General features: G+C 50.3%; 20 protein-coding genes. 8 read left to right on the plus strand and 12 right to left on the minus strand.

Annotated elements, in window-relative coordinates; translation table 11 throughout:
* Window positions 1–44: 44 nt before the first annotated feature.
* On the plus strand, window positions 45–944 hold the full coding sequence (locus tag J2Y43_RS27895) for an EamA family transporter (RefSeq protein WP_309989057.1): 900 nt from the start codon (window positions 45–47) through the stop codon (window positions 942–944).
* Here J2Y43_RS27895 and J2Y43_RS27900 read toward each other — a convergent pair.
* Window positions 882–1,568, minus strand: coding sequence for a class I SAM-dependent methyltransferase (locus J2Y43_RS27900; RefSeq protein ID WP_309989054.1), 687 nt, complete (start codon window positions 1,566–1,568; stop codon window positions 882–884). The two genes, J2Y43_RS27895 and J2Y43_RS27900, sit on opposite strands and share 63 nt — an antisense overlap.
* Before the next feature lies 1 nt (window position 1,569).
* A complete protein-coding gene (locus J2Y43_RS27905) occupies window positions 1,570–2,493 on the minus strand; it encodes a UbiA family prenyltransferase (protein ID WP_309989051.1) in 924 nt (307 codons plus the stop codon).
* 145 nt (window positions 2,494–2,638) lie between these two features.
* Here J2Y43_RS27905 and J2Y43_RS27910 point away from each other — a divergent pair, with 145 nt between their 5' ends.
* From J2Y43_RS27910 to J2Y43_RS27920, 3 genes are all read left to right on the plus strand, one after another.
* The gene (locus tag J2Y43_RS27910) at window positions 2,639–4,204 is read left to right on the plus strand and encodes a M20/M25/M40 family metallo-hydrolase (RefSeq protein ID WP_309989049.1); all 1,566 of its coding nucleotides are present in this window, start codon (window positions 2,639–2,641) and stop codon (window positions 4,202–4,204) included.
* Between the two features lie 75 nt (window positions 4,205–4,279).
* Window positions 4,280–5,671: a leucyl aminopeptidase gene (locus J2Y43_RS27915; protein ID WP_309989046.1), complete on the plus strand. Its 1,392-nt coding sequence runs from the start codon at window positions 4,280–4,282 to the stop codon at window positions 5,669–5,671.
* Window positions 5,672–5,808: 137 nt separating this feature from the next.
* A complete protein-coding gene (locus J2Y43_RS27920) occupies window positions 5,809–7,023 on the plus strand; it encodes an ATPase (protein ID WP_309989044.1) in 1,215 nt (404 codons plus the stop codon).
* A gap of 3 nt (window positions 7,024–7,026) precedes the next feature.
* Here J2Y43_RS27920 and J2Y43_RS27925 read toward each other — a convergent pair whose 3' ends face one another.
* Window positions 7,027–7,359 carry a metalloregulator ArsR/SmtB family transcription factor gene (locus J2Y43_RS27925; protein ID WP_309989041.1) on the minus strand — a complete coding sequence of 111 codons (333 nt, stop codon included), beginning with the start codon at window positions 7,357–7,359 and terminating at the stop codon, window positions 7,027–7,029.
* Window positions 7,356–7,796: an SRPBCC domain-containing protein gene (locus J2Y43_RS27930; RefSeq protein WP_309989038.1), complete on the minus strand. Its 441-nt coding sequence runs from the start codon at window positions 7,794–7,796 to the stop codon at window positions 7,356–7,358. The genes J2Y43_RS27925 and J2Y43_RS27930 overlap by 4 nt, the downstream gene beginning before the upstream one ends.
* A gap of 136 nt (window positions 7,797–7,932) precedes the next feature.
* Here J2Y43_RS27930 and J2Y43_RS27935 point away from each other — a divergent pair, with 136 nt between their 5' ends.
* Window positions 7,933–8,994, plus strand: coding sequence for a PDDEXK nuclease domain-containing protein (locus tag J2Y43_RS27935; protein WP_309989035.1), 1,062 nt, complete (start codon window positions 7,933–7,935; stop codon window positions 8,992–8,994).
* A 31-nt stretch (window positions 8,995–9,025) separates the two neighbouring features.
* Here J2Y43_RS27935 and J2Y43_RS27940 read toward each other — a convergent pair whose 3' ends face one another.
* From J2Y43_RS27940 to J2Y43_RS27970, 7 genes are all read right to left on the minus strand, one after another.
* Window positions 9,026–9,460, minus strand: coding sequence for a nuclear transport factor 2 family protein (locus tag J2Y43_RS27940; protein ID WP_309989033.1), 435 nt, complete (start codon window positions 9,458–9,460; stop codon window positions 9,026–9,028).
* A 119-nt stretch (window positions 9,461–9,579) separates the two neighbouring features.
* Entirely contained in the window at window positions 9,580–10,896 is a 1,317-nt protein-coding gene (locus tag J2Y43_RS27945) for an MFS transporter (RefSeq protein WP_309989029.1), read from the minus strand.
* Window positions 10,877–12,412, minus strand: coding sequence for a tagaturonate reductase (locus J2Y43_RS27950; protein WP_309989026.1), 1,536 nt, complete (start codon window positions 12,410–12,412; stop codon window positions 10,877–10,879). The genes J2Y43_RS27945 and J2Y43_RS27950 overlap by 20 nt, the downstream gene beginning before the upstream one ends.
* Before the next feature lie 11 nt (window positions 12,413–12,423).
* Window positions 12,424–14,361 (minus strand): glycoside hydrolase family 88 protein, encoded by a 1,938-nt coding sequence (locus tag J2Y43_RS27955; protein WP_309989023.1) that lies wholly within the window; start codon window positions 14,359–14,361, stop codon window positions 12,424–12,426.
* Between the two features lie 10 nt (window positions 14,362–14,371).
* Window positions 14,372–14,728: a cupin domain-containing protein gene (locus tag J2Y43_RS27960; RefSeq protein WP_309989020.1), complete on the minus strand. Its 357-nt coding sequence runs from the start codon at window positions 14,726–14,728 to the stop codon at window positions 14,372–14,374.
* Window positions 14,728–15,558 (minus strand): 5-dehydro-4-deoxy-D-glucuronate isomerase, encoded by an 831-nt coding sequence (gene kduI / locus J2Y43_RS27965; protein ID WP_309989017.1) that lies wholly within the window; start codon window positions 15,556–15,558, stop codon window positions 14,728–14,730. The genes J2Y43_RS27960 and kduI overlap by 1 nt, the downstream gene beginning before the upstream one ends.
* 43 nt (window positions 15,559–15,601) lie before the next feature.
* Window positions 15,602–16,372: an SDR family NAD(P)-dependent oxidoreductase gene (locus tag J2Y43_RS27970; protein WP_309989013.1), complete on the minus strand. Its 771-nt coding sequence runs from the start codon at window positions 16,370–16,372 to the stop codon at window positions 15,602–15,604.
* A 266-nt stretch (window positions 16,373–16,638) separates the two neighbouring features.
* Between J2Y43_RS27970 and J2Y43_RS27975 the strand changes: the two genes are divergently transcribed.
* Window positions 16,639–17,673, plus strand: coding sequence for a LacI family DNA-binding transcriptional regulator (locus J2Y43_RS27975; RefSeq protein ID WP_309989010.1), 1,035 nt, complete (start codon window positions 16,639–16,641; stop codon window positions 17,671–17,673).
* A gap of 19 nt (window positions 17,674–17,692) precedes the next feature.
* Window positions 17,693–18,184: an NUDIX hydrolase gene (locus J2Y43_RS27980; RefSeq protein ID WP_309989007.1), complete on the plus strand. Its 492-nt coding sequence runs from the start codon at window positions 17,693–17,695 to the stop codon at window positions 18,182–18,184.
* On the opposite strand, the gene J2Y43_RS27985 is transcribed toward J2Y43_RS27980, so the two are convergent.
* Entirely contained in the window at window positions 18,171–20,312 is a 2,142-nt protein-coding gene (locus J2Y43_RS27985; RefSeq protein ID WP_409014503.1) for a TIM-barrel domain-containing protein, read from the minus strand. The two genes, J2Y43_RS27980 and J2Y43_RS27985, sit on opposite strands and share 14 nt — an antisense overlap.
* A gap of 148 nt (window positions 20,313–20,460) precedes the next feature.
* Here J2Y43_RS27985 and J2Y43_RS27990 point away from each other — a divergent pair, with 148 nt between their 5' ends.
* Window positions 20,461–21,072 carry a redoxin domain-containing protein gene (locus tag J2Y43_RS27990; RefSeq protein WP_309989000.1) on the plus strand — a complete coding sequence of 204 codons (612 nt, stop codon included), beginning with the start codon at window positions 20,461–20,463 and terminating at the stop codon, window positions 21,070–21,072.
* Window positions 21,073–21,158 lie beyond the last annotated feature (86 nt).

A 21,158-nucleotide genomic window follows, 5' to 3' on the forward strand; every position in this document is an offset into this window, starting at 1 on the left:
ATTTGCTGTTTCGGGAGTACGGTCCACACCACATCGATAGCCTGATGAAATTTTCAAAGTACTACCTCACCGCATTCGTTTCGTTTCTGATCTGGGGCTTTTTCAGCCTGGCCCTCAAACCATTGAAAGGATATCCGTCGCTCGACATCCTCTTTTACCGCGTGTTCATGTGTGCGGCGGTGATGGCGGTAATCAGTTTGTTTGTGCGGGTGAAAGTGCTGAAAGAGAGCATTGAGGCATTCAAGGCAATGCCTGTGAAGCGGAAGCGTGAGGTTGCATTCCTCACGTTGTTCGGAGGAGTATTGCTCACAGCCAACTGGTTTTTCTTCATTTATGTGATGAACCACATCAGCGTGAAGGCGGCGTCGTTCGCCTACCTCGTCTGCCCGATCATGACCACCGTAATCGCCTTTTTCGTACTGGATGAAAGGCTCAGCAAATGGCAATGGACAGCGGTAATACTCAGTGTTTTGAGTTGTATTTTATTGTCTTTCAATAATATCTCGGATATTCTGTACAGCCTGATCGTCGCGGCTTCTTACGCTTTCTACCTCGTGAGCCAGCGCAAGAATGCAGGTATCGACAAGTTCCTGGTACTCACGATCCAGATCGTTTTTTCCGCGCTGCTATTGCTTCCTTTTTACCCGAAATACAGCGCCGAGCTGCCTACGGAGGCTTCATTTTACATACTCATCACGCTGATAGCGGTCGTTTTTACGATTATTCCACTCTTCATGAACCTGTATGCGTTGCAGGGGGTAACGTCTTCTACGATGGGTATTTTGTTGTATATCAATCCATTGATGAACTTTGCCATCGCATTGTTCTACTTCCATGAGCCGATCAATTCGGTGCAGATCACTGCTTACTCACTGATCCTGCTATCGATTGTCATTTTCAACGAGCGGTTTATTTTCGGTCGTGGCCGTACCGCCGTTGCCTGATTTGCGGTACGCCGCCGAACGGATGAAACGGCCGAAATGAAAGGTTTCAAATGTGAGGTGGTAGTTATGTGTGTTAAAAAGAGTGTGCATATCCGGCAATTGATCCGCTTCCACATGACTGATATTTTTGAAGAAAATATACATGGACCGCAGCAGGGCTTTTTGCCAGATGCGGTTGAGGTTTTGATCAATATGAAAGTCAGCGAACAGCCATAATGCGCCATTTTTGAGCATTTTATCCAGCTTGTCAAAAACCTCGTGGGCACGTTCGCGACTGAAATTGTCGAAAAGAAACGGCGTCATGACCACATCGTATTTCACTGGTGCGGCATAGTTTTCGATCCCGGCGTGCACGAATGCGACATGATTTTCCCTGCAATTTCGCCTTCTGGCGAGGTCCAGCATTTTGGACGAAATTTCGACATAATCGATGGCTAATCCTGAGGGGGATAACCTTGCAATTTCCTCTAATATCCAGCCGGTTCCACCGCCTACGATAAGTATGCGTGCAGGAGAGCCTATAAATGGGAGCAGTGCCTGCTGCGCGCGGACGATCGATTTGCCGAATATCAGTCTGCTTAGCCTGTCATAGTTCGTTGCGATGCGGTCATAGTTGTTCAGCATACTAATGCAGGTTTTGATGTGCAAAAAAGCTGCCTGCGATCCCACATAATGCTTTTACCAGCAAAAGCCCGTCGATCACGATGAGGTAAAACAAAATGCTTTGCCGCTTTTGGAGCGAAAATGCAACTACCAGCAGGCACACGAAAGGCACCATGTTAAACAGGATCGTCGGAATGCCAAAATGCCGGTAGATGGCAAATGCGAGAAAAGAAATGAGCCCGACAAGCAGAAGCGGCACCAGCACTGCGTAAATGGTTTTCCGTAGTCCCATTCGCACGGCAAATGTTTTTAATTCGATATTCGCGTCGTCCTCATAGTCCTTCATATCGAACATAATGGCGTTGACGGTGCAGAACATCCAGTTTTTGGCAAAGAGCCAGAGCATTAATAAGGGCTCGGCGACGGTTACGCCCCGCTCGATCCGTAAGGCCGTCACCGGGAAGAGGTTGACGCATCCAGCCCACACAAACCCGATCACGAATGCTTTCAGCCAGCCGGTATGTCGCAGATTGAATGAAATAATGGATTTGGGAAGCAAACCGTAATAGAGGATCGCGGCAAGCGGCACAACCGATAAAACAAGCCAGTAGTAAAACGGCAAATGCATTATTGCATGGAAGTTTTCAATCAGATACCAGGCTCCCAGCAACACGCAAATACAAAACAGGAATACCTGGCTCACCCGCACGAACCGGTAGTGTTGCCGGTACCATTCGGTCCGGGGATTGGCGGAAACTTTCAGGATAACCGGCCCCGAGTAGGCGATTGTGTAATAGAATACGGTTGTGCAGAAAAGCAGGATGTAATAGGCCGGGGAATTGAGCGGGATGCTAAGCTGGAAGGCAGTTTCCAGGGATAATGCCACCGCCAGAATTCCGACGAAGTAGTTTGCGAAAAATACAAATGCGATAATCCGGTTTAACATATCTGCCTGTGAACCAGTATGCCATCCATGCCTGGTGCTGGAATAATATAATTAAAATATCAATTTAGAATTTTTTAAGAGCGTACGGAAAGCGTCATAGCGATTTCCTACATTGGGTAACGATATTTCTTAAACCACCAATTCCATGAAAAAAATCTATTTGCTCCTGACCCTTTGTCTTTCGAGTCAGGCCGGTTTTGTTTTTGCACAAAGTAAAGACGCGGTCGCGAAAGACCCTGTGGTTGAAAACATCGTAAAGGAGGCTACTGAAAATTCGCAACTTGAAAAACTCGGTCACGAACTGATGGACGTGATCGGCCCCCGGCTCGTAGGCTCGCCGCAAATGCAGCAGGCGCACGATTGGGCAGTGGCTAAATACAAAGGTTGGGGTATTAGTGCAAAAAATGAAAAATGGGGCGAGTGGCGTGGCTGGGAACGCGGTGTGTCGCACATAGACATGGTGGCGCCGCGCGTGAAGTCGCTCGAAGGAATGCAGCTCGCATGGAGCCCCGGCACGAACGGCAAAACGGTGACTGCCGATGTGGTGATCCTGCCCGATGTGGCCGATTCGGTGGCATTTCAAAAGTGGTTACCAACCGCCAAAGGCAAGTTTGTGTTGATCAGCATGAACCAGCCCACCGGCCGTCCCGATTATAACTGGCAGGAGTTTGCGACGAAAGAGTCGTTTGAAAAAATGAAAAAGGACCGGGACGCGCAGACTGACGCATGGGCCAACCGTTTGAAAAAGACCGGGTACACTTCCCGTGCATTGCCGCTTGCATTGGAGAAAGCGGGTGCGGCGGGCGTGGTGATGTCTTACTGGTCAAAGGGTTTTGGGGCTAATAAAATCTTCGGGGCTTATACGAAAGCTATCCCGACGGTGGATATTTCACTCGAAGATTACGGCCTGCTATATCGGCTGGCGGAATCGGGGCACACGCCGAAAATCAGCGTGCGTGCCGATGCGAAAGAAACCGGCATTAGCCAGACGTTCAATACGGTAGGGGAGATCAAAGGCACCGAAAAACCCAATGAATATGTGATACTCTCTGCGCATTTCGACTCTTGGGACGGCGGCAGCGGTGCCACCGATAACGGTACCGGCACGCTCGTGATGATGGAAGCCATGCGCATTCTCAAAAAGGTATATCCTAATCCCAAGCGGACGATCCTGGTTGGGCATTGGGGAAGCGAAGAACAAGGGCTGAACGGCTCCCGCGCATTTGTGGAAGACCATCCCGAGATCGTGCAGAACATTCAGGCGGTTTTCAATCAGGACAATGGAACGGGCAGGGTTGTGAACCTGTCGGGTCAGGGCTTTTTGAATGCTTATGAATACCTCGGCCGCTGGCTTTCGAAAGTTCCCGAACCGATCCGTACGCCTATCCAAACCTCATTTCCCGGTGCTCCCGGAACCGGTGGCTCCGATTTCGCCTCATTCGTAGCGGCGGGCGCTCCGGCATTCTCTCTGAGCTCATTGAACTGGTCGTACGGCACCTACACATGGCATACTAACCGCGACACCTACGACAAGATCGTGTTCGACGATGTGCGCAGCAATGCGATACTGGCCGCAATTCTGGCTTATCAGGCTAGCGAAGATCCTGCCAAAACCTCACGAGACAAGAGCATTTTGCCCCTCGATGCCAAAGGTGTGCCGGGCGCATGGCCTGAGCCGCGCAAGCCTACGCGCCGCGGCGGATTGGATTAATTCCCGTATAACCCATTTTTGAAAGCAAAGGCATATATTGTCTTTGCTTTTTTATTAAACCGAATTTCGAATCCAATGCAAATAGAGATCATACAGGAGCCTATCGAAGACGTACTGATCGTCCGCCCGTTCGAACAGGGTGCCGAACCCGCTAACCAGGAGATGTTCAAGGCAGAAAAGGGAGAAACATGGTGGTACTCTTCGAAAGAACTGTGGTTAGGACTCGGAAAAACCCCGAAACTCCCGGCTATTACCAAAATTTTCCGCTCGCTTTTTTTCAAACGAAAAGACCGCTGGCCCGCCAACATCATGCTCGACGGACGCGGACGTGGGGCCGAATGGCTTGGAAATGCTGTGAATGGCATTGTGTTGGGCGGTTACGACCTCCAACTCTACAAAACGGAGCCGAAAGCGGTAAGTGACTTTTTCAAATCGGGTACATTATCGATTTTGTCCGAAGAAAGTTCGGACGTGGAGCAATCGGTTAATAATGCACTGAAAACGGCTCTGGTGCAAATCCGGATCATGGATTTGATGAATGCGCCATCCAACTATAAAAAACCGGCTACGCTGGCCGATTGGGCAAGAAAGTCGGGTGCAGAGCATGGGTATGCGGTGGAAATATTGGAGAAAGAAGCGCTGGAAAAGCAGGGTATGCACGCATTGCTGGCTGTGAATAGGGGAAGTGACACACCGCCCGTAATGATTGTTTCAGACTATAAACCGGCGCATTACACCCAAACGGTGGCGCTGGTGGGCAAGGGCGTGACTTTCGATACAGGCGGTATTTCGATCAAGCCATCGGCCAATATGCATTTGATGAAAAGCGACATGGGCGGAGCGGCGGCTGTTTTGGGCGCGATAGAGCTGGCGGCGCAATTGAAACTGTCGATCCGCATTATCGGCGTCATTCCCTCCACGGAAAACTCGGTGGACGGTTCGGCCATGAAACCCGGGGATGTGATCGGATCTTATGCCGGGAAGACGATTGAGGTGATCGATACCGATGCAGAAGGCCGTTTGATCCTTGCCGATGGCCTGCATTATGCCGTCAAACATTATGAGCCGGATGTGCTTATCGACCTCGCAACGCTTACCGGAAGCGTGATTCAAACGCTTGGCTACGAGGCGGCGGGCCTTTTTACACCCAACGACCATCTCTCCGAGGAGCTCACCCAGGCAGCCGACGAAACAGGCGAACGCTTATGGCGGCTGCCTGTCTGGGACGAATACAAAGAGGAGATCAGCTCCGACATTGCGGATGTGAAGAATTATCACGGCAAACCGCTGGCGGGAGCCATTGTGGCAGCCAAGTTTCTGGAAGTGTTTACTGCCGGGCATCCCGCATGGGCGCATCTCGACATTGCCGGAATGGCATTTGGCGATACCGAGTTTGCACCAGGCCGCGCCGGAACAGCGTATGGGGTGAAGTTGCTGATCGCTTACCTGTCGAAACTTGCGGGTTAGCGTCAAACCCCCGGTTATAACGCAAATTTAACCGGCGCTTTTCTTGCCAAAATGGTTCTTTTTGCTAGATTTGAGAATATAAGCTTTGCGGCATGGCTTGTCCGCAAATGCCGCTACCGTCCACCAAATCACATTTTATGACCCGAACTCTGACTTTTCTCTGCATTTCCACCTATTTCAAAGGCAATGATTTTTTGCAGGCACTGAAAGACGCTGGTAATAAGGTTTTTTTGATCACCGCGAAAAAACTGGAAGATAAACCTTGGGTCAGGAATGCCGTGGATGAGTTTTTCTATGTGGAGGAGGGTGAGGATGGTACTTACAACATGAACGAAATCATCACCGGTCTTGCGTACGTGATGCGGACGCGCCCGATCGACCGTGTGGTCGCGCTCGATGATTTCGATGTGGAGAAGGCGGCGCATATCCGTGAATATTTCAGGATTCCCGGGATGGGGCAAACCACCGGCCGCTATTTCCGCGACAAGCTCGCGATGCGTACAAAGGCATTGGAATCGGGCATTCTCGTTCCCGGGTTTTCGGCGCTTTTTAATGATGATGAGATCAACCGTTTTATCGAGAAATATCCGGGTCCATGGATGATCAAACCGCGTTCTGAGGCGTCGGCTCTGGGCATTCAGAAACTAAGCACCGCAGAGGAATTGTGGAATACCATTCATGAACTGGGAGATAAGCGTCACGCCTATTTAGTGGAACAATACAAGCCGGGCGACGTTTATCATGTCGATTCGATCTCTTACAACGGTATTGTTATATTTTCCTGGAACAGCAAGTACCTGGCACCTCCTTTCGATGTGGCTCATGGCGGTGGAATATTCCGCTCGGTTACCGTGCCGCTCGATTCCTCCGAGGAACATGCATTGCAGACTCTCGCCGTGGATTTGTTGAAAGCATTCGGGCTGAAACACAGCGCCTCGCACACGGAGGTGATACGGTGCTACGACGATGGAAAATACTATTTCCTCGAAACATCGTCCCGCGTCGGGGGCGCCCACCTTTCCGAAATGGTGGACGCGGCTTCGGGTATTAATCTCTGGAAAGAATGGGCCCGGATGGAAACCGCGGAGGCCAAGGGCGAAAACTACAAACTACCTCCTGTGCGGAAAGAGTATTCAGGCATTATCATCTCGTTGGCACGCCAGGAGTGGCCTGACCTGTCGGTTTTCAATGACCCGGAAGTAGTATGGCGTATGAACGAACCGTACCATGTAGGGCTGGTCGTAAGATCCAAATCCCGAGACAAGGTGTTGGAACTGATGGACAAATATGCTGCCATTGTTCAGAAAAAATACCACGCTTCCGCGCCGGCCCCGAAGAAACCGGCGCATTGACAGTTACTTTTTGGAGACAGGTACATTCGCAGCCAGGTAATTTCCCAGGCTTCTGAATTGCGCTGTCCAGTATTCCTCAAACGTATTGATCCATTGCTGAACTTCACTGAAACCAGCCTGATTCAGCACGCAGTACCGTTCACGGCCTTTCTCCTCGATATTGATAAATCCCGCATTTTGAAGGATTTTGATGTGTTTGGAAACTGCTGGCCGGCTGATGTCGAAATTTTCTGCGATAGCATTGATTGAGCGCTTTTCTTTGGCGACCATCATCAATATCTCCCTTCGTCCCCTGTCCGCGAGGGCCTGGAAGGCGTCCGTTGTCTCCGTGCTCATAGGAAATGTGCTTCGAAAGCCTTTTTGAGTGATTTGTTAACGATTTTCTTCCAGCCCATTTCCATGATGAAGCTTGTGAGCATGTTTTTCGGGCCGGTAAATCCGGTATGTTCCAGCCGCAGCTCAGTACCTCCGTCTTTGGGTTCCAACATCCAGGTCACAACCGTGTCCAGCGTAGTGACACCCGGTTTTGGCCCGCCTTTGAAACTATAAGAGAGCTTTTTCAACGGCTCGATTTCCAGGATTTTGTGGTACATGATCCCATCCCAGTTCTGTGCGGGTCTTGGCTTTTGCTGCGTCTGGCATTCAAATCCTATCTCCGGCTTGAAGTCCTTCATCGGGCTCCATTGTCTCAGGATTTCCGGATTCGTAAGGCATTCCCAGATCATTTCGGGCGGATAGGGATAAAACCATTTGAGCTTGATATCGCGTTTCATGATGCGTAACTTTTTGGTTACGCAAATTTATATGTAACTTTTTTGTTACGCAATATTTGGCGAAAAAGTTTTTGTAGAAGTGCGTTACCAAATAAAAAAGGGAGCGTCTAAATGGGTGGACTTAAACATTAATAATATGAAAGAGCTCGAAGATTCAGGTCTTTTAGGTGCTGTAAGGGAACTCATTGAACAAAGCCGGCGAAACGTGGCGCTAGCTGTGAATGAGGAGATAACGCTACTGCACTATCGTGTTGGAAAACAAATCAACGAAGTAATATTGAAAGAAAGCCGCGCGGACTATGGGAAGAAGGTTTTAAAGGAACTGAGTTCGAAATTGGTATCCGAATATGGGCCTGGGTGGGGAGAAAAACATTTAAGGCATTGTGTTAAATTCGAATTGACATTTCCGGATTACTCGATTGTCTCTACACTGCGGAGACAATTGAGTTGGACGCATTTCAAGACGCTAATGTACATCGAGGCCCCATTGAAACGGGACTTTTACATTGAGATGTGTAAAATTGAACGATGGTCGTCTCGTCAGTTACAGGAGCGCATCCAATCCATGCTCTACGAACGGACCGCTATCAGTAAAAAGCCCGAGGACGTGATCATTAACGACCTGCAACTGCTGAAAAGCGAGCAGAAACTGAACCCCGACTTGGTTTTCAAAGATCCGTATTTCCTCGACTTTCTGGGATTGAAAGACGCCTATTCTGAAAAGGATCTGGAAGCCTCGATTATCGTGGAATTACAGCGGTTCATTATCGAAATGGGCAGCGATTTCGCATTCATGGCGAGGCAGAAGCGCATTACCATCGATCACCGGGATTATTTTATCGATCTGCTTTTCTACCACCGGCGGCTGAAATGCCTGGTGGTGGTTGATTTGAAAATGGGCGAATTCGAAGCTGGTTTTAAAGGGCAAATGGAGCTTTACCTTCGGTTTTTAGAGAAGTATGAGAAGATAGAAGGCGAAAATGATCCAATAGGATTGATTCTCTGCTCCGGCAAAAGCACCGAGCATATTGAACTAATGCAGCTCGGCCAAAGCAATATCCGGGTCGCCGATTACCTGACGGCGTTGCCTTCACAGCAAATTTTACAGGAAAAGCTGCACAAGGCAGTGGAAATCGCGCGGCACAAAATGGAGCAGCGTGACTTCTCCAATACCAAAACGGGCCCGCTAAGTGACTAGCAGGCCCGTTTTGAATAGGTTTGAAGCGATTCTAAACCAGTTTGAATGCCTGGCGGCCGAGGAGCACCCAGCTTCCTTTTACTTTTTGGAATACCATTAGTACCCCTAGTTTCACCTGGGCGGGATCTTTTCCCTTATTGTGCGTATCGCCAAACAGCTTGTGACGGACCAATGCAACATCTCCTGAAATAGAAATAGTTTGGTCACTCAGATCGATTTTAGTGAATTTCGATTCTTCGCTCACGAGGGCACGGATGAACTCCTTTTGATCTTCCAGCAAACCATTGGAATGGCCATAGGAGAGAGCAGGAGAGGTCAGTTTTTTCAGATCGGCCTCATTAGCGCTGATGATGGCGGTTTTGAGCTTTTCAACAGTTGCGGCAACGGCTTTTTCATCGGCGCTTTGAGCAAAAACAAATGCATTGCCTATCAAAAGGAACGCAAGAAGCAAAAATGTTTTTTTCATTTGATTAATAAGGAATTAGGATTTGACGTCGGCAGTCGGCTGTCAGACTTCGGCAGTCGGCTTTTGTTTGCTTTTCAAAAATGATCAGGTATGATAGCCGACGGCCGAAAGCCGAAGTACTATATATCCACCCGTTCCATTTTCGGCGAGAAAACATGCATTACTCCCCACGCGAGCAGGTATGCGAACCCGCAGATGATGAAAATGACGTTGTACCCGCCGCCGATGTTCCCGGCAGCCTTGTAGTTGTCGAGAATGATCCCTACCAAAAGAGGAAAGAGGATGCCTCCTACTGATCCGGCCATGCCACCGATACCGACAACCGAACTTACAGCCTTTTTAGGAAACATATCCGACGCCGTTGTGAAAATATTTGCACTCCACGCCTGATGTGCTGCTGCCGCAAGACTAATCAACACCACCGCCTGCCAAATGTTGGTCGTGTACTGAGCCGCCATAATGGGCATTACCAGGAACGCGAAAATGAGCATCGAAGTCTTCCTCGCGCGGAAAACAGGCCAGCCTTTTTTGATAAAATAGCCTGACAAATACCCGCCGCCGATACTGCCTACCGTGGTTGCCGTGTACACGATCACGAGTTCCGGGCTCGGTTTGGAAAGATTCAGCTTGAATGCTTCCGCGAAATAGGAAGGCAGCCAGTAGAGGAAGAACCACCAGATCGGATCGGTGAGCATTTTACCAAAAACAAATGCCCAGGTCTGCCGGATTTTGAAGAGTTGGAGCCACTTTACCGGCGCTTCGTTGCTTGTATCGGCTTCGTTGTCACTGTGAATGTAGTCGTATTCAGCCTTATTGATGCGGCTTTGTTTCGCGGGAAGTTCGTAAAAGCGCCACCAGAATATCAGCCACACAAAACCCAATGCACCCGTGATCAGAAATGCTTCCTGCCAGCCGTATGCGCCCAAAATCCACGGAACCATAATGGGTGCCACAACCGCACCGATATTAGCGCCGGAATTAAAAATGCCTGTCGCCAATGCCCGCTCTTTCTTAGGAAACCATTCGGCAGTGGCCTTGATCGCCACCGGAAAGTTGCCGGCCTCGCCGAGTCCGAGAATGGCACGCATGAACCCGAAACTAAATGTGCCCGTCGCGACGGCATGCAGCATGGCGGCGATGCTCCACACGACTACGGAAATCACGTAACCGATTTTGGTGCCTATTTTATCGATAATAGCCCCGAAACCAATCAGTGAAAATGCATATGCAGCCTGAAATGCCATAACAATGTGGCTGAAATCAGATTCCGTCCATCCGAAATCGGCTTCAAGCGTCGGTTTGAGCAAACCGAGCACCTGGCGATCGAGGTAGTTGATGGTGGTTGCGCAGAACAGGAGCGCTACTACGCGCCAGCGATAGCTGGTCTTTTTGACCTCCGTTTGGAGTTCCGCGGGTTCAGGATTGCGAGAAAGCATATTCCGTTCTTTCTAAAAGCGTTTTAAGTGTTTCAGTAATACCGTTTTGTGCAATGGATTGGAGATATCTGACGATGGAACTGTGTACAGAATCGATTTTATTCAGATCCCGGCCCCAGATCGACTGTTCTTTCAATATCGCCTGCACCATGTCGGGTAGCGAAGCCATTTGCCATTTCTGATAAAAGAACGGCGCTTTCGGGTCCTGAATCAGGTAGGGAGTGCCGTCGAGGCGGCCGTAGTAATTGTCGCCTTCTTTCTTCACGGCTTTCATGAAGTAGATATAAACCGCGAGTCCGAAAGTCATGTATTCGGGTAGGTAGCCGTTTTTTGTCTCATAATTCAAATAGGTGGGAATGACCCTCGACAGGATTTTGGCGGAGTAATTTTGGTTGATATTGAGCCATTTGTGCAAAATATGCGGGTTGCGGAAACGGTCGGCGACCTGTCGGCTGAATGCCAGGGCTACATCCGGACGGACGTTGTACGGAATCGCCGTCGCGATTTCGCTTTCCATTAAATGCGTAATGAATGTCGAAAAGAACGGGTCGCTCATGGCTTCCACCACGGTTTTGAAGCCGCACAAATGGGCGAGCCCGCCCCCCAGCGTGTGAGGACCATTCAGTAGCCGTAGTTTCAGTTCGCGGTACTGTTCGATGTCCGGCTCGATAATCAGGCCTTCATCAATGCCGTAAAAGCCGATTTTCCGGCGGATACGCTCGTCACCTTCGATGGCCCACAAATGGTAATGCTCGGTCGTGATGAGCAGCTCATCGCGGTAGCCGAGTTCTTCTTCGAGCTCTTTCAGGCGTATCTCGTCGGGTTTTCCAGGTACAATGCGGTCGACGAGTGAGTTGCAGAAGAAATTGGATTGTTCGATCCAGTCGATGAAAGCGCCTTCCAAGCCATTGCGGTGGGCGAGTTCGAGGATAATGGATTCAAGCTTCTTCCCATTGTCGGCGATCAGTTCTGTTGGAATAATTACTACTCCAAAATTGGGATTACCGCCGAATGCTACGTATCGTGCATACAGAAACGCCAGCAGCTTGCCCGGGAACGACACGGGTGGCCATTGGTAAATGTCGTCCTGGACGAGCTGAATGCCGGTTTCCGTGGTGTTAGATATCACAATGCTAACCGCCGGGTTTTTGGCCAGATCCAGCACGAGCGACCATTGCGTTTTGGCGGAAAGCACGCGGCTAATGGCCGAAGAAATGATATTCTCCTCTTTCGCTTCGCCATCCTGAATCCCTCGGGAGCAAATGGTGTAAAGGTTATCCTGTCGTTCAAATGCCTTGGTGTCGCCCTGATCGGTCGATTTTACGACTACAATCCGGCCGTTGAAAACGCCCTGGCGGTTGGCTTTGTCGATAAAATAATCGGCCAGGCCGCGGAGAAATGCACCGGTGCCGAATTGCAGCACTTTTTCCGGCAACTGGAACACGGAATCATCGGCCACGACCACGCCGGGCTGACTTCTGAGCTGGCGAAGGTTTTCGCGGAAGAGATAGCCCATAGCAGTGAGATTTACTTTTTAACAACCTGTTTCAACAACCAACCGGCGAGGTCCTTGCCCGCCTCGAAATTCTCGAAGCTGGTATCGATCCTCCTCCCGTCAACATATTCATTGTAAAGCCACGGATCGCCCACGGCGAACACAGTTCCCTTACCATATTTGGAAATCCCGAAAATGACGTCGCCCTGGTCGGTCAGCAATGCTTTTGCCGGTGACGTGAGGGCGAGCGGCGACAGTTCTTTGATGTAAATTTTTTCTGTGTGAGGAAAAACAGCCCTCGCTTCGGTGGGGATCATCAGCCTGCCTTGCTCGAATTGCGTGCCCTGCACCATATTCCGGTTTTTGGCGGTAAACTGAATGCCGAATTTTGCTGCGAGCCTGTTGAAATGCGGGATTTCGCAATTGGCGGTGTCATTGGCCATGAGTACCAGCACGCCGCCCGCTTTTACCCATTTTTCAATCTCAGAAATAGATTTGTCGTCGATGAAGTGCGGTTCCGGCGTTTCCTTTTTAGTATCCGGGTCCACGATGATGTAAATGTCAATGCCTTTCAGGTTAGCGATGGTCGGCGGTGTGGATACCGAGGCAGTTTGGGCGCCCAATTCCCGGAAGGTATTGCCCCAGAGCCAGAAACCGGAATGCATTCTGTCCTCCCAGGTGTAGTGAAACTGCTCTGGCGTGCCGGTCAGGTCTTTCCGCGTTTCGTGGTTGAAATAGTAATCCAAACCAACTGTTTTACCTTTACCAACCGCATTCTCTGCTATAATCTCCATTTCAACACTCGCAAAAATGAATGGGCCGATACCTTTCAGATCGTTTTTGCGAACGGGTTCACTGAGGTAGTATTCGAAAGTACCGTCACGGTAAGGCGTGCCGCCGAGGCCGCCTACACTCACGGTTTTGTTTAAACTCAATGTGCCGTTCGCTTCTTTTTCCACAAAATTTTGAAGGATCCCCTGGTAGCCCTTTTGGGCATTGGCGGCAAATTTCTCAGGAATGTAGCCCAGGCGCGCACCTTTCGCGAGCGCATATACGAACATGCACGAGGCGGAAGCTTCAAGGTAGTTCCCGGCACGCTTGCCCTGATCGATCACCTGGTGCCATGCGCCGGATTTGGGATCCTGATATTTGGCTAAAACAGGCGCAAGTCTTTGCAAATAGCCAATGAGTTGTGCCCTGCCGGGATGTTGCGCCGGCAGATAATCGAGCACATCCACAAGAGCGATGGCATACCAGCCAATAGCCCGCGCCCAGAAGCTAGGTGAGCGACCGGTCGTTTTATCGGCCCATTTCTGCTCGCGGCTTTCGTCGTAAGCGTGGTAAACGAGTCCCGTTTTTTCATCGACGGCATATTTTTCAATCAATGCGAATTGCTTCACAATGTCGTCGAAATGCTCGGGATGATGGAAAATAGCACTGTACTCGGCGGCAAAAGGCTCGCCCATGAACAGCCCGTCGAGCCACATTTGGTTAGGATAGCGCTTTTTGTGCCAGTAGCCACCTTCTTTGGTGCGTGGCTGTTCTTCGAGTTGCTTCCAAAGCAGGTCGGCGGCTTTTTTGTATTTCTCTTTGTCGGGTTGCGACTGCCGGTACAAGGTCAGCAATGCACGGCCCGGCGGGATGTTGTCGATGTTGAATTCGTCGGCGTGGTAAGTGCGGATGCTGCCGTCGGCGCGTACATACTGATCGATGTCCTTGCGGATGTATTCGAAATACTTGCCTTCGCCGGTCCGGTACCACACTTTTTCGATGGCTTTCAGCATTAATCCCTGCTCGTAGTCCCACTTGGTGGCCGTGTTTTTTCCGACGAGGATCGAATCTTTATGGTTAGCCATGAAAGAATCGGCCATTTGCCGGGATAGCGGCAATTCCTGTGCAAACGACGATACTGTCGTAAAGCAGACGATCCAGAGGGGAATTTTACGGAAACGGGGTAGAGTAAGGGCCATTTGGAACTGGTTAAACCTTTGAAATACGCACAAAGTCCTCGCGCATGGGCGTGAAAATATCGACCAGCATACCAGCCGAAAGACATAATGCGCCATGTATGACGTGCGGCGGGATGTAGTACACATCGCCCTGACGCAAAACCTGCTTCCGCTCTCCGATCGTAATCTCGAACTCGCCGCTTTCGACGTAGCTCATTTGAGTATGAAAATGGCTGTGCAGCGTACCGATTCCGCCTTTTTCAAATGCAACTTTCACCATCATCAGGTTGTCGTCGTAGGCCATGATCTTGCGTTTCAAACCGCCTCCGAGGTCTTCCCAGGCGATTTCGCTGTCACCGACGAACTCTTTTTGTTTGAATGCTTCCATTATCTGAGATCGCCGATTAGTACCGGGTCCATGTCTGTATAATCCTTGTTTTCGCCCGCCATTCCCCAAATGAACGCGTAGTTGGAAGTGCCGCAGCCCGAGTGGATCGACCAGGGCGGCGAGATCACCGCCTGCCGGTTGGCCACCCACAAATGCCGTGTTTCCGAAGGTTCGCCCATTAAATGCAGTACCCGCTGATTTTCAGGCACATCAAAATAGCAATACGCTTCCATGCGCCGGTCGTGCACGTGTGAAGGCATGGTATTCCAAACGCTGCCCGTTTGCAGTACCGTAAGCCCCATAACCAACTGGCAGCTTTGAATGCCCTCCAAATGAATGTATTTGTAAATGGTGCGGTGGTTCGAAGTTTCCATACTGCCTACTGTGGCCGGTGTGGCGTCTTCTTTAGTGAACAACCGGGTGGGGTGAGTTTGGTGCGCGGGGGAAGATAGCAGGTAGTAAGCGGCAGGTTCAGAAGGGTTTTTACTGATTAGCAGCACCTCTTTTGTACCTTTCCCTACATACACACAACCCAGCTTGCTGATCGCGAAACGTTCGCCGTCGGCAAGCACCTCGCCGTCGCCGCCGATATTGATAATGCCTATTTCACGCCTTTCGAGGAAATAAGAGGCTTTTAATGCATCGAAAACCGGGATTGCCAGCGGAGTTTCGAGCGGAATGGCGCCGCCGATGATCACGCGGTCGTAGTGACTGTATACGAAATGGACTTCGCCATCCCGGAAAATATCTTTGACTAGGAAATTGTCGCGCAGGGTGTCGGTATCCATTTGCGCTACTTCTTTCCGGCTGCTTTCAAATCTGATTTGCATATGAGGCGGCAACTTGTTGATTTTCTGTTGATTAATAGGTTTACTAGCGACCCATCCAGCCGCCATCGACGGTTAATGTGGTTCCATGCACATAACTCGCTGCTTCCGAAGCGAGGAACAAGATCGGGCCTTTAAAGTCTTCGGGCAGTCCCCAGCGCGCGGCCGGAATGCGGTCGAGGATGGATTTGCTGCGTACGGGATCGTTGCGTAATGCTTCGGTATTGTCGGTATTGATGTAACCCGGTGCAATAGCGTTCACATTCACGCCCTTACCGGCCCATTCGTTGGCCAGTGCTTTCACCAGCCCGCCAATCGCGCTTTTCGAAGCAGTATAACCCGGCACATTAATGCCTCCCTGGAACGTGAGGAGCGACGCCGTAAAAATGACTTTGCCTGACCCGCGCGCGATCATTTCTTTGCCCAGCTCGCGGGCGAGGATGAAAGGTGCGTCGAGATTGATATTCAATACTTTGTCCCAGTACTCATCGGGGTGCCCGGCAGCTGGTTCGCGAAGGATAATCCCTGCATTGTTTACAAGGATATCGATAACCGGGTGGTCTTTTTTTACCTGGTTAATGAACTGATAAAGCTTTTCACGGTCGCCCAGGTCGGCTTGATAAGGGTAAAATTTCCTTCCGGTCTGCCGGATAGCGAGCGTCGTTTCGCTGCCTTCCTTAAACTCCGAAGACGCGACACCTATAATATCCGCCCCGGCTTCGGCTAGCGCCTCGGCCATGGCTTTTCCTATGCCACGGTTGCAGCCGGTGACTAATGCGGTTTTACCGGTCAGATCGAATAAATTAACGGTATTCATTAATGGGTTTGTGATTTGTCTTTTTCGGGGTATCCGATAATTTTAGCGTCGGTAATAAATAGACCCGAACCAAACGATGTTAGACTGAATAATCAGAAAAATCAAATAACGAATTGTCTTTTTTTGTGCAATCGTTATCGGGAACGTTGTCAGTTGAGCCGGAGGATTGTAAATTTTAAGATAAATTGGCAGTGCGGCATAACAGGATAGAGGTCGGTAGGATGTTTTGAAACGAATAATAAGTTGGAATAAACCAATTTCTTCCATTGGAAACCATCACCATCAAGGATATCGCAAAGGCACTGAACCTGTCGACCTCGACGGTCTCACGTGCATTGAGAAATAGCTACGAGATTAACCCCGAAACCAAAAAGCTGGTGATGGAGTATGCCGAGCGGATGAACTACCGTCCGAACCCCATTGCGCTCAGTTTGAAGGATAGCAAAAGCAAGTCGATAGGCGTCATTATCCCCGAAATTGCGAACCACTTTTTTTCGCAGCTGATCAATGGCATTGAGTCTATTGCTTATAACCTGGGTTATCATGTGGTGATCTTCCAAAGCCATGATTCCTACGAGCGCGAAGTGGCAAATACGAATTATCTGGTTTCCAGAAGAGTGGATGGGCTGTTGGTTTCTTTGGCAAGTCTCACGACCAATCTGGTACATTTTCAGGAATTGATGGAAAAAGGGCTGCCGATTGTATTCCTCGACCGAGTGCCTAATGACATCGAGACGCACAAGGTGGTAGCCGACAATTTTACGGGAAGTTACGAGGCTACCGAGCATTTGATCCTTTCGGGTCGCAGGCGCATTGCGCATTTGACTAGCCCCATTTACCTGTCGATCACCACGGAACGGCTCGCTGGTTATAAAAAAGCACTGGAAGATTACGGCATTGCATTCGATGAGTCGTATGTGAAGTATTGCCTTTACGGGGGCAAAATAGAGGCCGAAAACGAAGCCGCGATAGAGGAACTGCTTACACTGCCCGAGCCGCCGGACGCCATATTCACGGCCAGCGACCGGCTTACAACCGGCTGTATGTCGGTATTTCAAAGAAAAGGGGTCCGGGTGCCGGATGAGGTGGCGATCGTCGGCTTCACCAATATCAGCGTGGCCAACTTGCTCAATCCGCCGTTGACGACCGTCATGCAGCCTGCAATGGAAATGGGCCAGCAAGCCGTAGAGCTGCTGATCAGGCTGATCGAGCATCCGCAAAAAAACGACCTATTCGAAACGCGTTCGCTTAAAACTGTGATGACGATACGGGAGTCATCTGTTGGAAAAACGGTAGTTTAGCGAAAAAAACGCGTTACGGATGATCAGCCTTCGCATTGATGGAGCATTGTTCAATTACAGGGTCGCCGGTGTGGCCGTCGTGAATGGCAAGGTGCTCCTGCATAAAACTCCTTCCGACAATTTCTGGACGCTTCCCGGCGGACGTTGTGAGTTGTTTGAATTTTCAAAAGACACTTTGCAGCGTGAAATGCAGGAAGAAACCGGGCTCGACGCACGGGCCGGCGAAATGCTTTGGGTTTCAGAGAATTTCTTTCTGTACAACGGCGATAAATACCACGAAATAGGTTTCTATTTTGAAATGCAAATAAAAGGCCTGCCCTCCCAGGACGACTTTGTCGGTGTGGAAGGGCAGGATGAATTACTATTTCACTGGCACGATGTGAATGATTTACATTCGATTCGCGTCTATCCGGAATTCCTGGCGGACGCACTGGCGAAGAATCCTCTGGAAAAAGGGCATTATAACTCGGGTTATCTTGATCTCGACGCTGTGAGCGCTATTCCGTCATAAATCGCCAGGTAACATTACCGATTGTATTCGGCTTGCCGTTTTCAGCGGCAGAAATGCTGCCTTTCAACTGCCCACCCTGCCGTTCCACTTTAATGGTACGCCAGGAGAATACTCCTTTTTCGTAGGCAAATGTCTCGCCATCATCATCGTAGAGGTTATAACTGGCATTCTTTTCCCCGTAATGCCGGATTTCAATGTCCGTTTTGGCACCCGATCGCGGCGCGTGGAGCAGGGCCGGCATCATAGGAATAATGCCCCCGTCTTTCACGAAAACAGGGATCTGATCCATTCCCGGGGTGATGGTGATTACTTCGCCGTCACCTGCAAGCTTGCCGGTGTAGAAATCGTACCATTTGCCTTTGGGTAAAATGACTTTTCGCGAAGTCTGGCCGGTGAAGAGCGGCGCCACGAGCAGGTATTCGCCTGCCATATACTGGTCCTTCACCTCTCGGGTCACGGCTTCTTCGTAGGGGTTTTCTTCGAGGTTGGTCGGCGTTTTTTCCTTCTTCATATTTATTCCAAAGCCTTCTTCGAGATTCATCCCTCGGAAGGGCGGCGTGCCGTTGTAGTGGTATTTGGCGAATTCGGAGTACCAGTAGGGCATCATCCGCATCCGAAGCTCGGCCAATGCCTTGATCTGCGGTGCTACCTCGGGGAATGTCCACGGCTGCATGCTGCTCGACCACGCGTTGATCATCGCCATGGGCGAGAAACAGACCGTTTGGAAGCGGCGCAGCCATTCTTCGGCGGTTTTCGAGGCGCGCACCTCCGGCGTCCATAATACGCCCGCATAGCCGCTGTTGATCAGCGCGGTAATGAAATCTTCGTGGCTGTAATTGTCATTATAGATCACATAAGGGAATGACGCCCCGCCCGCGTTGGACGCGCGCACGAGCCCGTACGTACGCATGTTGTTGCGGCGGAACATTTCAAAACTGTGTTTCTGAACGAGCAGCCCGTAAGTCTGGCGGATTTGCTCGGATGAGCGGCCCGAGGGAAACGTGGCCACATCCGGCCAGAGGTAGGAGTCGAAACCATCCACTTCATCGATCTTGTACCCGCTGACGCCTATTTTGACGTGCTCTTTTTCAAACTGATCGAACAGTATTTTGCGTGCTTGTGGCATCGATAAATCCGGGACAATGCCGTTCCAAACTGTGTGGGAGCCGGTGTAGGGAGCTATCGCCTTGTAAATAGAGGCATCGGGCGAGACGTACGGGTTTGTCCACAGGTTGATTTTGACACCCATTTGATCCATATCCTTCACAAAACCTGCCGGATCCGGGAAACGGGAGCGGTCCCATTCGAATGTGCACGGGTAAGATTTGGTTTGCCAGCCGGGTTCAAGGCCGATAAAATCGAGTGGGTAGCCCTTTTCTTGAAATGCCTTTGCCTCCTGTTTCACCTGGTCGGCCGTGTAGAGCCGGTGAACGCGCTGTGTAAAGCCGAGCCCCCAGCGCGGCGGCAGGCTGCCTCCGCCGCTTAGAAGGTTGAAACGTTCGATCGCATTGACGGGTTTGGGGCCGGCGAAAACGTAGATTTCAATGCCTTCGGCCGGGATTAGCATTTCGACGGCGTCGGAATAGGGGTGCGCTTCCCAATTCTTGTCGGTGTTGCGGTCCATCACTTTCGGCGGATTTTTGCTGTCCTTGCGCACGCCCGAGCCCGCGTACACATCGATGTATTTGGCAGAATTTACGAACACACCATAGCCCAGCGATGACACATAAAACGGCACCGGCGCATGCGTACGGCCATTGTCCGACTTGCCGTAATGGTCGGCGTGGAGCTGCATAATGCGGCCGCGCTGGTGGATGGTCTGGAAATTCAGCCCGAAACCGTAAAGCTGCTCATTCCGCTGCAATGGGAGGCGCAGGTAGGATTTGCCATTGTTGACTTGAAATACAATGGCCGATTTGTCGAGCGGAAATTCTTGTTTGGATAGTTTCGCAAGTGCAGGCGAGGCGCTCGTTTCGGCGGCTTTCAGCAGATCATAGGCATCCGGTTTGCCCGCAGTGCCCTTCCATACACCCGGATGGATCTCTTTCCAGGTGATAATTTGCCCGAAAAGCAGGGATGGAATGAAGATTAAAAATAGAGTAGAAAGGGTTAGGTTGAGGTGGCGCATGGCGTTCAGTGGCTCTTGGATCAATGTTATAAGAGGTTATTGATTTTTTATACTAGAAAATAATGGTGGTAAAATAAGTCTATTAAATTTGTAGGATAAATAGGTTAATGCTAAATTTGAGCTTCGAAATCAGAAGACCCCTGGCATTATGTACTACGAAATTGAAGACGAACTGGGCAACGTGTCCACCTTACAACTTAAACAACGGATTGCCGAAGAGCAGATCGAGCCGCCCAAAAAGGATGAACTGGCGCCGCTATTCTATCTTCGGAACGAAGAAGGGTTTCCGGTAACGTCGCTGACAGGTACGCCTGCGGACAGCGAACTACGGTCGGTCCTTGATGTGGTCCGTTTCAAGCCGCTTGTTCTCAGTTTCTATTGCAATTGCTGGGGAAGTTACGCACCTAAGCACCTGGAAGTTCTGAAAGCGCTTGCGCCGCAGGTGGAGGCTTTGGGCGGGCAGCTGCTGATATTGACCAATGAATCGCAAAAGGAAATCGGGCGCATCGCCAGGAAGCTGGACGCCGGGGCACTGATTTACCATGATAAAAATTACAATGTAGCACGTTCCTACGGCGTGTTTTCGGAAACCTCCCCGATATGGGACCGCATTGCCGGAATTTCGGAAGAAGTTTTTACGCCTTCGCTGTTCGTTCTCGGTCGCGACCGCCGGGTAGGGTACGCATTTGTAGATGAAAACTTTGATAATACGCCAGATGCTAAGACTGTTTTGAAAGCGGTTTACGACGGGCGGCAATAGAAGTTACATATTTGGCATTCATACCGTGTCAGCCAGGCAACCATGCATTATCTTTGGTTTCGCCGCTGACACGGTATTTGTTTAAT

Source organism: Dyadobacter sp. BE31 (genome assembly GCF_031457695.1).
Taxonomy (GTDB): domain Bacteria; phylum Bacteroidota; class Bacteroidia; order Cytophagales; family Spirosomataceae; genus Dyadobacter.